This is a genomic window from Acinetobacter sp. FY683, assembly GCF_059515885.1.
In genome coordinates, this window is record NZ_JCAKNA010000002.1 from 1 (window position 1) to 16,004 (window position 16,004).

Annotated in this window: 15 protein-coding genes; 8 read left to right on the forward strand and 7 right to left on the reverse strand. The window is 36.5% G+C overall.

Annotated elements, in window-relative coordinates; all coding sequences use genetic code 11:
* Positions 1 to 54 precede the first annotated feature (54 nt).
* On the forward strand, positions 55 to 987 hold the full coding sequence (locus tag AC5YDH_RS01015; RefSeq protein WP_496116183.1) for an IS5 family transposase: 933 nt from the start codon (positions 55 to 57) through the stop codon (positions 985 to 987).
* 37 nt (positions 988 to 1,024) lie between these two features.
* Here AC5YDH_RS01015 and AC5YDH_RS01020 read toward each other — a convergent pair whose 3' ends face one another.
* The 3 genes from AC5YDH_RS01020 to cysD form a co-directional block, all read right to left on the reverse strand.
* Positions 1,025 to 1,597: a GIY-YIG nuclease family protein gene (locus AC5YDH_RS01020; RefSeq protein WP_496116404.1), complete on the reverse strand. Its 573-nt coding sequence runs from the start codon at positions 1,595 to 1,597 to the stop codon at positions 1,025 to 1,027.
* Between the two features lie 160 nt (positions 1,598 to 1,757).
* Positions 1,758 to 3,374: a sulfate adenylyltransferase subunit CysN gene (gene cysN, locus AC5YDH_RS01025; protein WP_496116406.1), complete on the reverse strand. Its 1,617-nt coding sequence runs from the start codon at positions 3,372 to 3,374 to the stop codon at positions 1,758 to 1,760.
* Positions 3,375 to 3,482: 108 nt separating this feature from the next.
* A complete protein-coding gene (gene cysD, locus AC5YDH_RS01030; protein WP_496116407.1) occupies positions 3,483 to 4,397 on the reverse strand; it encodes a sulfate adenylyltransferase subunit CysD in 915 nt (304 codons plus the stop codon).
* 320 nt (positions 4,398 to 4,717) lie between these two features.
* Between cysD and AC5YDH_RS01035 the strand changes: the two genes are divergently transcribed.
* Entirely contained in the window at positions 4,718 to 5,260 is a 543-nt protein-coding gene (locus AC5YDH_RS01035; protein ID WP_496116408.1) for a hypothetical protein, read from the forward strand.
* 83 nt (positions 5,261 to 5,343) lie between these two features.
* Here AC5YDH_RS01035 and lysS read toward each other — a convergent pair whose 3' ends face one another.
* Positions 5,344 to 6,873 carry a lysine--tRNA ligase gene (gene lysS, locus AC5YDH_RS01040; RefSeq protein WP_496116409.1) on the reverse strand — a complete coding sequence of 510 codons (1,530 nt, stop codon included), beginning with the start codon at positions 6,871 to 6,873 and terminating at the stop codon, positions 5,344 to 5,346.
* Between the two features lie 327 nt (positions 6,874 to 7,200).
* On the opposite strand from lysS, the gene AC5YDH_RS01045 reads away from it, so the two are divergent.
* Positions 7,201 to 7,701 carry a YqiA/YcfP family alpha/beta fold hydrolase gene (locus AC5YDH_RS01045; protein ID WP_496116410.1) on the forward strand — a complete coding sequence of 167 codons (501 nt, stop codon included), beginning with the start codon at positions 7,201 to 7,203 and terminating at the stop codon, positions 7,699 to 7,701.
* Between the two features lie 64 nt (positions 7,702 to 7,765).
* Here the strand turns inward: AC5YDH_RS01045 and AC5YDH_RS01050 are convergent, their stop codons facing one another.
* On the reverse strand, positions 7,766 to 8,308 hold the full coding sequence (locus AC5YDH_RS01050) for an adenine phosphoribosyltransferase (RefSeq protein WP_496116412.1): 543 nt from the start codon (positions 8,306 to 8,308) through the stop codon (positions 7,766 to 7,768).
* Positions 8,309 to 8,810: 502 nt separating this feature from the next.
* Here AC5YDH_RS01050 and rubA point away from each other — a divergent pair.
* The 4 genes from rubA to oxyR all read left to right on the forward strand — a co-directional run bounded on the left by rubA (position 8,811) and on the right by oxyR (position 12,126).
* Positions 8,811 to 8,975, forward strand: coding sequence for a rubredoxin RubA (gene rubA, locus AC5YDH_RS01055; RefSeq protein ID WP_496116413.1), 165 nt, complete (start codon positions 8,811 to 8,813; stop codon positions 8,973 to 8,975).
* Positions 8,976 to 9,041: 66 nt separating this feature from the next.
* Positions 9,042 to 10,220 carry an NAD(P)/FAD-dependent oxidoreductase gene (locus AC5YDH_RS01060; RefSeq protein WP_496116414.1) on the forward strand — a complete coding sequence of 393 codons (1,179 nt, stop codon included), beginning with the start codon at positions 9,042 to 9,044 and terminating at the stop codon, positions 10,218 to 10,220.
* Positions 10,221 to 10,269: 49 nt separating this feature from the next.
* Positions 10,270 to 11,214 (forward strand): alpha/beta fold hydrolase, encoded by a 945-nt coding sequence (locus AC5YDH_RS01065; protein ID WP_496116415.1) that lies wholly within the window; start codon positions 10,270 to 10,272, stop codon positions 11,212 to 11,214.
* A gap of 6 nt (positions 11,215 to 11,220) precedes the next feature.
* The gene (oxyR, locus tag AC5YDH_RS01070) at positions 11,221 to 12,126 is read left to right on the forward strand and encodes a LysR family transcriptional regulator OxyR (protein WP_496116416.1); all 906 of its coding nucleotides are present in this window, start codon (positions 11,221 to 11,223) and stop codon (positions 12,124 to 12,126) included.
* A gap of 56 nt (positions 12,127 to 12,182) precedes the next feature.
* On the opposite strand, the gene ppk1 is transcribed toward oxyR, so the two are convergent.
* Positions 12,183 to 14,273, reverse strand: a complete 2,091-nt coding sequence (ppk1, locus tag AC5YDH_RS01075) for a polyphosphate kinase 1 (protein ID WP_496116417.1) — start codon at positions 14,271 to 14,273, stop codon at positions 12,183 to 12,185.
* A gap of 122 nt (positions 14,274 to 14,395) precedes the next feature.
* Positions 14,396 to 15,070: a monofunctional biosynthetic peptidoglycan transglycosylase gene (gene mtgA / locus AC5YDH_RS01080; RefSeq protein ID WP_496116419.1), complete on the reverse strand. Its 675-nt coding sequence runs from the start codon at positions 15,068 to 15,070 to the stop codon at positions 14,396 to 14,398.
* Positions 15,071 to 15,182: 112 nt separating this feature from the next.
* Here mtgA and AC5YDH_RS01085 point away from each other — a divergent pair, with 112 nt between their 5' ends.
* The gene (locus AC5YDH_RS01085; protein ID WP_496116420.1) at positions 15,183 to 15,986 is read left to right on the forward strand and encodes a rhomboid family intramembrane serine protease; all 804 of its coding nucleotides are present in this window, start codon (positions 15,183 to 15,185) and stop codon (positions 15,984 to 15,986) included.
* The last annotated feature ends 18 nt before the right edge of the window (positions 15,987 to 16,004 follow it).

Sequence of the window (16,004 nt, forward strand, 5' to 3'; positions counted from 1 at the left end):
GGCTTTGTTGCACAAACCTAGCATGGAAGGCTTATTCAGCAATATAATTTCAAAATGAATAAACCTGCCCCTAAAATCTATCGTACAACCAATTGGTCATCCTATAATCGAGCCTTAATCAACCGGGGTAATATTTCCATTTGGTTTGATCCAAAGACCCAGTGGTATGCACAATCACAAGGCAAGCAAGGTCGAAATCAGACCTACTCCGATACAGCGATTCAATGCTGCTTAATGATCAAATCTCTATTTCGACTCTCTTTACGTATGGTCACAGGTTTTGTTCAAAGTCTGATTAAACTCTCTGGATTAGATTGGACAGCGCCGGATTACACTACGCTTTGCAGAAGACAAAAACATATTGATATTGCGATTAGCTATGAAAAAAGTAGTGATGGTCTGCATCTACTCGTAGACTCTACTGGTTTGAAGTTTCTAGGTGAAGGTGAATGGAAATGCAAGAAACATGGGGCTGAATATCGTCGTCAATGGCGTAAGCTGCATATTGCTATAGATGCTAAAACTCTTCAAATACGTGCTGTACAGCTCACTACAAATGATGTTGGTGATTCTCAAGTACTTGAAGATTTACTTTCTCAAATTCCCTTGGATGAGAAAATTGATTCTGTTTATACAGATGGTGCTTATGACACAAAGCATTGCCGACAAGTCATTTTAGATCGAGATGCACATGCGATCATTCCACCGAGGAAAAATGCAAAGCCTTGGAAAGATCAGCAAGCGAGGTCTATCGAGCGGAACGAGTTATTAAAGACAGTCAAACGTCTAGGTAGATCGCTTTGGAAAAAGTGGTCTGGTTATCACCGTCGGAGTTTGGTTGAAACGAAGATGCATTGCATCAAATTATTAGGCGATAAATTAACAGCAAGGAGTTTTCCTAGTCAGGTGAATGAGATCCACGCACGCATGGCAGTCTTGAATAAATTCACAGAATTAGGTCGTCCTCATACCCAAGTTGTCTCTTAAATTTGGCTCACCTAGGGGAGCTCAGCCTTTCAAGCCTTTATGCAACAAAGCCATTTCCTAAACAATGTGAATATGCGACTCCAATATTAAGACACTGCCAATTAAAATAAGTATCAAATAGAGTCAATTCATATATTAATTGCTCACTGATTTCACTGATTTCACTGATTTCACTGATTTCACTGATTTCACTGATTTCACTGATTTTCAGCCTACTTCCATTCCATCTTGGTTTTAATTCTTTTATTAATGCATCTTCTAAACCAGCTGCCAAATTAAGTTTAAATCCACCATAATTCATCAATCCAAAATCTTCAAATAGCCAAATTTCAATTACTTTCCCCAATTTAAGCAATTTACTTAGTTCTAAATTATTTCTAATGTTTGTCGTTTGAGTACGACCTGGCTTGAGATAACCCTTAAACCTATTATCCAAATTTTGTGTAGTTTTACCGATATACAGCAATTCATTATTTTCTATAAATGCATAAAGTATATTTTCAACACTAGATAAATAATTTAATTTATATATCAACTCATCACTATCCCCAATATTCCAAAATCCTACATTTTTAAAACCTACATCGATAAGCTTTTGTTTGATATTCATACTTTCCTTTTATTTTCTAATATTAATAATCATTCAACGGTCTGTTAATAACAGTATTTTGTTTTTACATAATATCCAGAAGTATAACTCTTATGATATGTATATCTTTTGTCTAATAAAAACCCGCCATTAGGCGGGTTTAATTTAAATCAATTCAGTCTTATAAACGAACTAACTCAACAATCTTTTCAGCAAGTTCTTCAACAGCATCTACAGTAAAGCTTACATCCGTACCTTCCGCTACAGTTGTAATTATCGCAACACCCGTTTCACGTAAAAGTGCAACTTGAGTAGCGTCTAAACCAGCTTTCGCAATAGCAACTACACCTTGTTGAAGCAACAAATTCTCAAGCACTTGAGCATTTGCTAATGCAGCTTCAGAAACAGTAATAGACGCAGGCTTTTGACCTAAACGAGCAGCACGTGCTTCCGCAGTGACAGGGTTTGTATGAGCAGTCCATTCAACAGACTCTTCCACCATACCTGCACCAATCGTCACATTATTTAAACGATCAATGAAAATAAATGAACCTGTATAACGACTGTCTTGATAACGGTCAAATACAACAGGTGCATCAAACTCAACAGTAACATTCGCAATAGAGTTAAGCTCTAAGCTTTCTACTTTCGCCTTTTCAAGCGTGTTTACATTTGTACGGAAATTAATTGCCGTCACTTTCGCAGGGACAGTTTGCGTACCCACTTTCAAGTTATACAATTTACCAATTACAAGCGGTTGATCTGCCATCCAAACGACAGTTGCATTCACAGAACGTGAAATAAATGGCTCAGCCTGATCTGCACGAACTAAAACATTACCACGTGAAATATCAATTTCATCATTTAATGTAAGCGTAACAGCCTGACCTGCAACAGCACGCTCAAGGTTGCCATCGAAAGTTACAATTTCTTTTACAGTTGAAGATTTACCCGATGGTAAAGCAACAATCTTATCGCCAACAGACACATCACCTAGCGCAACAGTACCGCAGAAACCACGGAAGTCTAAGTTAGGACGGTTTACATATTGAACTGGAAAACGGAAATCTTGCTTCGCAGATGTACGGTTAATTTCAACAGATTCTAAAGAACCCATTAAAGTTTCACCTGTATACCAAGGCGTATTTGCAGATTTGTTTACCACGTTATCGCCATTCAACGCAGAAATAGGCGTAAAGATGATATTTGCAGGTTTACGGTCACCTAACTGTGCAACAAAGGCAGCATATTCCGCTTGAATTTCATTGAAACGAGTTTCAGAAAATTCAACCAAATCCATTTTATTGATTGCAACAATAATGTTCTTAATGCCTAACAAGCTTGCAATAAATGTATGACGGCGTGTTTGTGTTTGAACACCATAACGCGCATCAATTAAGATAATCGCAAGGTCACAAGTAGATGCACCTGTCGCCATGTTACGTGTGTATTGTTCGTGCCCAGGAGTATCGGCAATAATGAACTTACGCTTTTCTGTAGAGAAATAACGGTAAGCAACATCAATCGTAATACCTTGTTCACGCTCAGCTTGTAAACCATCTACAAGTAAAGCCAAATCAGGTGCATCACCTGTTGTGCCTACTTTTTTAGAGTCACGCGTAACTGCTTGCAATTGATCTTCATAAATCAATTTTGAATCGTAAAGTAAACGTCCAATTAAAGTCGATTTACCATCATCTACGTTACCGCAAGTTAAAAAACGCAATAAGTCTTTATTTTCGTGTTGTTTTAAATAACCCAAGATATCTTGGCTAATTAATTCTGATTGATGAGACATTGCTCAAACTCCACATATTCTTTTGAAATCGGTTTTTAATCCCCCTGTATCCCCTTTTAATAAAGGGGGAAATCTCCTCTCTTTTTTAAAGAGAGGTTGGGAGAGATTCTAGAAGTAACCCTCTTGTTTCTTCTTCTCCATTGAGCCTGCTTCATCATGGTCAATCATACGACCTTGACGTTCAGAACTTGTTGCCAAAAGCATTTCCTGAATAATTTCAGGCAATGTGTCAGCTTCAGACTCAACAGCACCAGTAAGTGGGTAACAACCCAACGTACGGAAACGTACCGATTTCATTTGTGGAACTTCACCTTCTTTTAAAGGCATACGTTCATCATCAACCATAATCAGTGTACCACTACGTTCAACCACAGGACGTTCTGCAGCTAAATAAAGCGGTACTAATGGAATACTTTCCAAGTAAATGTATTGCCAAATATCAAGCTCAGTCCAGTTTGACAATGGGAACACACGAATACTTTCGCCTTTGTTCACTTTACCGTTATAAAGATTCCAAAGTTCAGGACGTTGGTTTTTAGGATCCCAACGATGTTTAGAATCACGGAATGAATAAACACGTTCTTTTGCACGTGATTTTTCTTCATCACGACGTGCGCCACCAAAAGCAGCATCAAAACCGTATTTATCAAGTGCTTGTTTTAAGCCTTGAGTTTTCATGATGTCTGTATATTTAGAGCTACCGTGGTCGAATGGGTTGATGCCTGCATCTTTCCCTTCTTTGTTTTGATGCACGATCAAATCAAAACCATGTTTTTTTGCCATGTTGTCACGGAAAGTAATCATGTCTTTGAACTTCCAACCTGTGTCTACATGCAGTAGCGGGAATGGAAGTTTTGCAGGATAGAATGCTTTCAGGGCTAAATGCAGCATGACTGCTGAATCTTTACCAATTGAGTAAAGCATAACTGGGTTTTCAAACTCAGCAGCTACTTCACGGATAATATGAATACTCTCAGCTTCAAGCTGTTTTAGATGAGTAAGTCTTTCCTCATTTAACGACATGGACAACACCAGCTTAGAAAAACGTGTACTTATGACACATATGAAATTTTATATTCATTATAGTGATTTAGTTATCCAAGCTATTGCTTGTTTTATGATATTAATATTCGAATTCATCATATAAAGCTTTATTGATATTGCTTATAAAATATAATTAATCAGATAGCTAAACTTAATTTATTTAAACTCAAATGCCTGATTTTTTGATCATATATTTAGAGCCAATTCAGACCCTTTTATTCTTAAAAACTCTTATTAATTGCTTCTATTTCTAGCTAAACATGCTTAAATTAAGTAAGTTTCATACAAGACTTATATTTATGCCGTATAGCCACTTTGACCTTGAATCATTAAAAAATCAACTAGAACAAGCAATGCTTGCAGGCTATATATATCAGCATCAACAACACATGTTGGTTTTACAAGAAGCATTAACGGAAGATGGTTCTGCATTGAATAACTTTGTTCAGCATGAACATACAACAGACCAAATTGGCATGCAATTTGGCTTACGACTTTCGGATAATCAGTGGCAATTTGTGATTGGTATTACGCATAGTAATCAGAATAAAAATTACGAAATTGGCGCAGGCAATTTAAAGGGAGATGAACGTGCCTTTAACTTACTTTATGCTTTTTATAATTTCCCTAAAGCTTTTTATACGGTAAGCATGCCTTTAGCATGCAATAGCCAACAGCTTTCAGAAGCAATTGAACAGCAACTTTTTCAGCAAGAAACCTTATCATTTCTTAATAGTGCAATCAAAATTAACCCAATGGGACAACACGTTGCTTGGATGAAAAACTTTATTATGCAACAAGCATTAGATATGAAAGTACGTATTCAAACTACTCTTTTATAATGACTACACTGTATAAACTAAAATATAGATAAAATTTATTTCAAAAAAAACCCGCACTAGGCGGGTTTTTTACTCTTCACAACTTATGCATTTTTATGACGCATATGTGGGAACAAAATTACATCGCGGATACTTGGTGCATTAGCAAATAACATCACTAAACGATCAATACCAATACCTTGACCTGCTGTAGGAGGTAAACCGTATTCTAAAGCTTCAACAAAGTCTGCATCATAATGCATTGCTTCATCATCACCTGCATCTTTTTCAGCAACTTGCGCTTGGAAACGCTCTGCTTGGTCGATTGGGTCATTTAACTCAGAGAAACCATTTGCAAGTTCACGACCACCAATGAAGAATTCAAAGCGGTCTGTAATATGCGGGTTGTCATCGTTACGACGAGCCAATGGAGAAGTTTCCGCTGGATATTCTGTAATGAATGTCGGTTGACGAAGCTGAGTTTCAACAGTTTCTTCAAATACGATTGTTTGAAGTTTACCTAAACCAAAACCAGGCTTCACTTGTTCTTTCAATTCATTCTTAACGAAATCAGCAAGGAAATCACGATCTGCCACATTTTCAGGTGTGAATTGTGGGTTGTGCTCAAGAATTGCATCAAACATTGAAATTTTCTTGAATGGACCTTTGAAGCTATACACTTCTTCGCCATAAGGAACATCTGTAGAACCTAAAATGTCGATTGCTAATTTTTCTAGCATTTTTTCAGTCAATTCCATCAAGTCTTTATAATCTGCATAAGCTTGATAGAATTCGATCATTGTAAATTCTGGGTTATGACGTGTCGATACACCTTCATTACGGAAGTTACGGTTAATTTCAAACACACGTTCAAAACCACCAACAACCAAGCGTTTTAAGTAAAGCTCAGGTGCAATACGTAAGAACAATGGCATATCTAAAGCATTATGATGTGTTTCAAATGGACGCGCAGATGCACCACCTGGAATGACATGCATCATTGGAGTTTCAACTTCCATGAAGCGTTCATTGGTTAAATATGCACGAATACCTGAAACTACTTTTGCACGAATTTCAAATGTTTTGCGTGTTTCTTCGTTTACGATTAAGTCCAAATAACGCTTACGGTATTTAACTTCTGTATCTGTTAAACCGTGAAACTTATCTGGAAGTGGGCGCAATGATTTAGTTAATAATTCGAAATGTTCGATATGTACGTATAAATCGCCTTTACCAGAACGACCTACATAACCTTGAACTGCAATAATATCACCAAGGTCTAAACCTTTGATTGTTTCCAATACTTCAGGTGCAAGCTCTTTACGTGCAACATATAACTGGATACGACCTGTCATATCTTGAATAACCATGAATGAACCACGGTTTAACATCACACGACCTGCTACAGACACGTAAACTTTTTCACCCGCTTCAATATCTTCTTTCGATACTTCTGCAAATTGGTCTTGTAAATCTTGTGCGTAATGTTCACGTTTAAACGTATTTGGCCAAGGGCTAACACCCGTTTCTTTTGCTTGTTCTTGGATTTGCTTTAACTTGGCATGACGCTGTGCAATTAAATCGTTTTCGGAAATAGTTTGTTCAGAAGTCGATTGAGCGTTATTTTGCGTCATCTCTGCCTCGTAGATTAGATAAGAAATAGAAGTGGCATAGCATAGCAGATTTACGAGATAATGAGCAGAGGGAAATACTGCAGATTTATAAAAATCTAGTAGATACAACAAAAAAATTAGCTAGAAGTAATTTTATCATTCAGTTGTACACAAACAAATATCCGTTTTACGACATTAAATTAGCTGACAACTTAGACTAAAGGCTGAAAAATGAATACAACATAGACCAATATCTAACTGTTTTAAATACCCATATTGATTAACATTATTCTTAACCCTTTGTTGAAAAATCAAATTTTAATATTTTTGTTTTGTGAATAAAAAATAATGACGACCTATCTTTCTAAAATTTTGTTTTTCCATGGCTTGGACTCTTCAAGAGATTCAACAAAATTTCATGCAATTGATGCAGAGCAAAAATACTGTATTAATGTCGATTATCGAAATTTAAATTTTGAAACTGTTGCTCAGTTTTATCACGACATTATTGAAAAAATTAAACCTAATATTATTGTGGGTCATAGTTTAGGTGGTTATTGGGCTTTATTAATGTCATTTAAATACCAAATTCCATGCGTCATTGCTAACCCAAGTCTAAAACCAAATTTTCGTGATGATTACCCCCCTATTTCTGACAATATTTTGAATCATGACATTCAACAAATGGCGTATATTGAATTGGGTGATGAAGTTCTTGATATGCATGCAACGAAAGAGTTTTTAGAAAACTATATGCAAATCCAAAGTATTGAAGGCGGACACCATCGCCTCGCACAACCTGAACAAATAAATGATTTAATTTTAGAAATAGAAAAAACATTTAAATAAAAGAATCACAATAAAAAAAAGCCACAATGTATGTGGCTTTTTTAGTCAGAATAAATTAAAAAATTTATGCTGCTTCAGTTTCAGGCTTAGATTTATCATCTAAAACAGTCCAAATATCTAAACCTAAATCACCATGTAAATCTGGTAAATCTAAGAAAATACTTGCACCTAAAACATTATGATTACATTTTTCAGCAAGTTGTTTTACTGCTTTTAAAGTACCGCCAGTTGCAAGTACATCATCTACAATAATCACTTTTTGGCTTTCAATTTCAGCTGACATTTCTAAACGGTCTAAACCATACTCTAAGCTGTAACCCACACCAACTACAGGAGGTGGCAATTTACCTGCCTTACGAACCAAAATTAGCCCTTTACCTGTACGCTGTGCAAGTAAGCTTGCAAGCACAAAGCCACGAGCCTCTACGGCAATAAAACTTTCAACTTCTTCAAGTTGTTTTGCTGGAATACTCGCAATAAGTGCATCAGTCAAAAGACTAATGTTATTCATAAATAATGGCGTAAGATCAAAGAAACAAATACCTGGTTTTGGAAAATCTTGGACCGTACGAATGTGTGACCACAAAGTTGTAGACTGATTACTCATGGGAGATATTTAAAAAAAAATGAAGGGATAGTTGAATTTTACAGCTTATTTTAACTAAGGGCTAGCAAATTAGAGCTGTATTAATAATATACAAACACACAATAAATAGCTAAACATTTGTTTTTATTACTTTATTTTTTATATAAATATTAAATATAGATTAATCTAATTATAAAATACTTATTTTTCTCACAAAAATCTGTTCAACTTAAGTCTTAATTTGCGAATAATGCTCTATGTAAAACAATATGTTTCACTCACATACAAAATATATTATTCAATTCAGCTTCGTACTTAAGTACTCGATAATTTATGACAAGTTTTGCTCATTAACCACATTCATTTTAACAAATGCTCAATTAAAGAAAGATATTTACTTTACTTTATACATATAACTGCGTAAAAATTTACGTATATATGCACGCAGACCGTCATATAAATAGTATCTTGCCTTTTATAAGGATTTTCACTGATCCTCGTTAGATCGGTTTTGGAGAGTCAAATGAAGAAATATCAATGCATCGTATGTGGATGGATTTATGACGAAGCAGAAGGTTGCCCTCAAGACGGTATCGTTGCTGGTACTAAATGGGAAGATATTCCAGATGATTGGACGTGCCCTGACTGTGGCGTGTCTAAAGCAGATTTTGAAATGATTGAAATCTAAGTATCTGCATAAAAGACCAGAATCTGGTCTTTTTTATGCACTATTCCTTTTAACGTGGAGATTGTTATGCATCCTATCGTCATCATTGGTTCAGGCATGGCGGGTTATACCGTAGCTCGTGAGTTCCGTAAACTAAATACAGAACAAGAACTTGTTATGATTTGTGCCGATGACGCAGTAAATTATGCAAAACCAACGCTTTCAAACGCACTAGTAGGTAAAAAAGCACCTGAGCAAATTGCTTTAGGCGATGCAGAAAAAATGAGTGCTCAACTCAATATGCGCATTGAAAAAAATACGTGGGTAAAAAGCATAGATGCAGAGAATCACATTTTAAGCTTAGAAAAAGATGGCGTTGAATCTACATTAACTTATGCAAAACTTGTTTTAGCCATTGGTGCAAATCCTATTCGCTTAGCCATTGCAGGTGATGCAAGTGATGACATTCATGTCGTAAATAATTTAAGTGATTACACCGAGTTCCGTAAGCAAATTGATCAAAATCACGATAAACGTGTTGTCATTTTAGGTGCAGGTTTAATTGGTTGTGAGTTTGCCAATGACTTACAAAATACTGGACACAAAGTAACGGTTGTAGATTTAGCAACTCAACCACTCTGCCGCTTATTACCTGCACATGTCGCATCTGCTTTTAAACAAGGTTTAGAAGATACTGGTGTACATTTTGTATTAGGCACAACAGTTGAAAAAATTTCCAAAGCAGAAAACAACAGTTATGTTGTGACTTTAGCAAATGGACAATCTTTTGTTGCCGACGCTGTTCTTTCTGCAATTGGTTTACAACCCAATACAGCACTTGCTAAAGCTGCAGATATTACAACTGCACGTGGCGTAGTAACAAATAGCTCACTTGAAACAAATCAAGTAGATGTTTATGCCGTAGGTGACTGTGCAGAAGTAAACGGTACTTTACTGCCTTATGTTATGCCAATTATGCAACAAGCACGTGCTCTTGCTAAAACACTCAATGGTACACATACCGCTGTTCACTACCCTGCAATGCCTGTTGCAGTCAAAACACCTGCCGCACCACTTACTGTTTTAGCAGTTCCAAATGAGCTAGAAGTGACTTGGCAAACAGAAGAGTTAGATGATGGTATGATTGCAAAAGCCTTCGATTCATCGGAAACTTTACGTGGTTTTGTATTATTAGGTGCTACAGCTGGTAAACAACGTTTAACATTAACTAAACTTGTTCCAGACTTGATTCCTGCATCTGTTTAAGGTTTAAATGGCAAAGATGCCTACAAGCATCTTTGTTAGGAAAATAAAAATGAATAGTGCCCTAAAATTTCAGGACTCCCCTTACACCTCTTTTATGTCTGAAACTAAAGTAAATTTAGCCAATGGCATAGAACTTCATGTTGAAGTGGGTGGAAAAAAAGAAGATCCTGCTATTTTGCTTATTATGGGCTTAGGTGCACAATTACTATTTTGGCCTGATTTTTTTTGTAAATCACTTATTGATCAAGGCTTTCGTGTAATACGTTATGATAACCGAGATATAGGATTATCAAGTAAAATACGAAACAACGGACCAAAACTAAATACCATAAAAATGATGGGTCGCTTTTCTGTTGGCTTACAGAATCAAGGTGCACCGTACAGCTTATATGATATGGCTGAAGATGCAGCTTTATTAATTGATCAACTCGGTCTAGAAAAAGCACATATAATTGGCGCTTCTATGGGAGGAATGATTGCACAGATTCTTGCATCAAATTACCCTGAAAAAGTCCAAAGTCTAGGCTTACTCTTTACCAGTAACAATAAACCATTTTTACCTTTGCCTTATCCAAAACAACTATTTAGTTTAATTGGAAAACCAGAGTCTACAGATGAAAATGGTATTATTGATCATAGTATGCAATTACTCAAAACTATTGGATCACCAGGTTTTGTAAATCAACTTGAAGCAATGCAAACAGCTAAAAAACTATATCATCGGAGTTATTATCCTACGGGTGTACTTCAACAGTTTTTAGCAATATTATGTACAGGATCATTGTTACATTTAGATAAGCAGATTCAAAAACCAACCTTAGTCGTGCATGGTTCTTGTGATCGCTTATTACCTCCTGGACATGGTAAGGCTGTTGCAAAAGCAATACCTGGGGCTAAGTTTGAATTAATTGAAGGAATGGGGCATGATGTCCCTCCGCACTTTATTCCATATCTTAGCGGATTATTTGTACATCACTTTAAATCGAAAAATTAGGACACTATGGCTGCATTACCATCCCTAAGACAGCTATCATATCTAGTTACGCTGTCTGAAACGTTGCACTTCACAGAAGCCGCGCGCCGTTCATTTGTGACCCAATCGACTTTGTCGGGCGGTATCATGGAATTAGAACGATTATTGGGTGGCGTACTCGTTGAACGTGATCGCCAAAACGTACGTTTAACCCCTTTGGGTGAACAAGTCGTTGCTCGAGCCCGTGTTCTATTGGCTGATGCACAAGACCTAATGCGTTTAAGTCGTGAAATGAGTGAACCACTGACAGGTGATTTACACCTTGGCGTGATTCCAACAATTGCTCCATTTATTTTGGCGCAACTGTTAGATGAAGTGCATAAGCAACTTCCTAAAATTCAACTTCATTTTCACGAAGCACAAAGCGAAAAAATTGTTGAGAGATTAGAGTATGGCAGCCTAGATATGGTTGTTCTTGCTCTACCTTTTGATACGCGTAGCTTAAAAGTTGCAGAAATTACTCGTGAAAACTTATGTTTGGTTTACCATAAGTCAGACCAAAATGCGGCAAATGCAAAAACTTTAGATCAGCTTGATTTATCTCGCTTGATGTTGCTTGAAGAAGGTCATTGCTTACGTGATCATGCCTTAAGTGCCTGCCCAATTGGCGAACGTAAAAATGATCATCGTTTAAAAGCAAGTTCTCTTCCAACACTTGTAGAGATGATTTCTGCAAATCTTGGCTTTACCCTACTTCCTGAAATTGCAATTCACACCAATATGGTGAAAGCAAATCCAGATTTAGTTGTTAAACCTATCGATGCTGCACCTAGCCGTACTTTAGCGTTAGTCACACGTAAGAGCACACCACTACAAAGTGAGTTCGATGTTCTACTTCAAATTTTGCAAAAAATTACGCAAAACCAGCAGTAATTTAGCAAATAAAAAAGGAGTCATTTATGACTCCTTTTTTTATTTTGAGCTTGTGATTATTTAATAGTGGCTAACAATAAACGCTGTGCATTGTGTAATGCACCACCGTCCTCAACGCTAGCACGTAGCCAAGTACCATCACTTTGTAATAGCCACGCTTGTTGATTATCTTTTAAGTATGTTAATAAACCTTGCTGATAAATACGTTTCTTCAATACTGAATCGACAATAGGAAAACATGCTTCAACACGATTGAATAAGTTACGATCCATCCAGTCCGCACTTGAACAGTAAATACGAGCATCACCATTATTGCTAAAGTAATAAACACGAGTATGTTCTAAAAAGCGCCCAACAATTGAACGAACACGAATATTTTCAGACAAGCCTGGCAAACCAGGACGCAAACAACAAATTGAACGAATAATTAAATCAATTTGCACGCCCGCTTGTGATGCTTCATACAATTTATTAATCAGCTGTACTTCTGTTAAGGCATTTACTTTCACAATAATTTGTGCGGGTTTTCCTGCTTTTGCATTCGCAATTTCATCATCAATAAAATTAAGCAACTGAGCATGAAGCGTAAATGGTGCATGCAATAACTTTTTCAGCTTTGCCATTTTTCCCATTCCAGTGAGTTCTTGGAATACACGATGCACATCTTCGCAAAGCTCTTTATCTGTAGTGAGTAAGCCGTAGTCTGTATAAATACGTGCATTACCTGCGTGATAATTACCCGTTCCTAAGTGAACATAACGTACGAGCTTATTATTTTCACGGCGTACAACTAAAATCATTTTGGCATGTGTTTTATAGCCCACAATACCGTAAACAACCACTGCACCTGCTTCTTGCAATACATTTGCAACTTCAATATTCGACTCTTCATCAAAACGTGCTCGAAGCTCAATAACGGCTGTAACTTCTTTACCATTTCGAGCAGCTTCTGCAAGTACTTGTACAATTTCAGAATCTGGACCACTACGATATAAAGTTTGCTTAATTGCTAAAACTTGAGGATCACGTGCAGCTTCTCGAAGCAAGTTAATGACTGGTGCAAAAGATTCAAATGGATGATGTAGCAAAATATCTTGCTTTTGCATTGCACTAAAAATATTCTCAGATTTTTTGAGTACTTTTGGAATAATTGGCGTATGTGAATCGTAACGTAAATGTGGACGCTTAAAGTTCGTTAATAAACGTGCAAGATTCACAGGTCCATGAACTTTATAAAGTTGGGACTCATGTAAATCAAACTCATCTAATAAATATTCATAAATATTCTTTGGACAGTTTTGTGTAACTTCTAAACGTACTGCACGACCAAAGCGGCGCGAGTTTAACTCACCCTTTAATGCTTTAGCTAAATCTTCAACATCTTCATTCAGTGCTAAATCTGCATTACGTGTTACACGGAACTGATAGCAACCCGTTGCTGTCATACCAGGGAATAAATCTGAAACATGCTCATGAATAATCGCAGACAGCATGACATGATGTTCTTTACCATCTGTAAGTTCATCAGGTAAACGTACAACGCGTGGCAATGAACGTGGGGCTGGAACAACGGCTAAATCAATCTGACGACCAAAAGCATCTTTCCCCTCTAAAGTCACAATAAAATTCAGTGACTTATTCACTAATCGTGGAAATGGATGTGCAGGATCTAAGCTAATCGGTGTTAATACAGGAGCGACTTGTTCTTGGAAGTATTTTTTCACCCATGCAGATTGTGCAGGTGTTAATTCTCCACGGCGTAAGAAACAGATATCTTCTTCACGTAATTTAGGTAAAATTTCTTCATTTAAAATGCGATATTGGCGCTCAATGGCTTCATGTGCAGTTTTAGAAATTTGTTCTAGAACCTGTTTAGGCGTCAAACCATCTGGACTGTGGCTTTCATTACCTAAATCTAGTTGCTCCATCATTCCTGCAACACGAATTTCAAAAAATTCATCTAAGTTACGAGAAAAAATCAGCAAGAAATTCATGCGTTCAAGTAAGGGATGAAGCGGATCTACAGCTTGTTCCAACACACGCAAATGAAAATCTAGAATAGACAATTCACGATTGATATAGCGATCATTGTATGCATATTCAATTTGTGGAGCTTGCACAGGAATTTCACTTATAGCCGTATTCATAAATCACCATCATTATTTTAAAGTCTATCCATATCTACAAGTATGCTTCAAAATTGTGACAATTTCATAAAAAAAGCCCAATTTTATTGGACTTTTTGTTTACCGATTACAAGATATACACATTACGGAATTTGGCTATAACGCATATACTTTTGAATCATTCGCTTACGATACTTTAATTTACTGTCATGACGTCTGTCTTGAAAATACTTTGGATTTGGCAATATGGCTGCCAAAAATATCGCTTGTTCACGCGTTAAACTTTTTGATGATTTACCAAAATAATGCTGAGTTGCTGCTTCAATACCATAAATATTTTCACCAAACTCAACAGAGTTTAAATATACCTCTAAAATACGTTCTTTTGACCACATACGCTCCATCATCCATGTAATGACAGCTTCTTGCCCTTTTCGAACAAATGATCTTTTATTATATAAAAATAAATTTTTAGCCAATTGCTGTGAAATTGTTGAGCCTCCCGCAACTAATTTCCCTTTATCTTTATTACGTTCTAAAGCAACTTTCATTCCATCCCAGTCAAAACCGTTATGGCTCATAAATTTTCCATCTTCAGCAGCAACAACAGCATGTTTTAAATAATCACTGATTTGGTCATAGTCACGCCATTCATGCTGAATAGGCTTAGACATATCTGACAAATAGTCAATTCGCATAAACATGGTTGTATTTACAGGATGCGTACGCCACCAAGCTAGACTTGCAAAAATCCACAATTGAACAATGAGTACTAAACTTACAAGTATCATTAATATACGCAGAATAAAGGCTTTCACGTTAGAACCATACCCCTGTCTAATTTTTTCGTGCTATCTTAAGATGTCATAAGCTTATTTTAAACAGCTTAATTATCATTTTTATCATAATGAATCATATCCCAAAAATCACATGACAAACCAAAATCCACCAATTATTCATGCAAAACTTGATATTCACCTTTGGTGGGCTACGGCGCTGATTATTGCCATAAATGTCGCGTTATTTGCTTGGCAAGTAATAGCGGGTATGGATATTTCAAACCCAAGCTCTGCCGATGCCATTCGTTGGGGTGCAGATTATGCTCCTTTAACCTTTTTAGCTGAACCATTCCGTCTATTTAGTAGCATGTTTTTCCACTTTGGGCTTATTCATCTCATGCTCAATATGTGGGCTTTATATATTTTTGGCAGTATTGTGGAACAGCTTTATGGGCGCTGGTATTTTTTAGGACTGTACTTATTAGCAGGGCTTTCGGGTAGTTTATTAAGTGGTTATATCTCTATTCAAGAGAGTTACACACTTCTAAACTCAAATACAATGATTCCTGAGTTATTACCACGTGTTGGTGCAGGTGCTTCAGGTGCGGTGATGGGTTTAGGTGGATCATTAACTTTACTGGCTATACTGCCCCCGCTACCTCGTCAAAAATTCATTTTAGATAAAAAAACACTGATCATTGTCATGGCAATTAACTTAAGCATGGGCTTTATGATTTCAGGTATCAATAATGCTGCCCATATTGGCGGTATGCTTATGGGAGCATTTTTGACACTTATTTGGTATGTTGCTCAAAAATTCCAAAACAAGCTATTTATATGGTTCGGCATCATCACAGGTAGCATTATTTGCTACCTTGTTTATGAGTATTGTTTAACTCAAATTGAATATGTTTTACCGCTTTGGCAAGCGTTATTAGCACATTTAACCAACTAAACCATCAACATAAAAAAT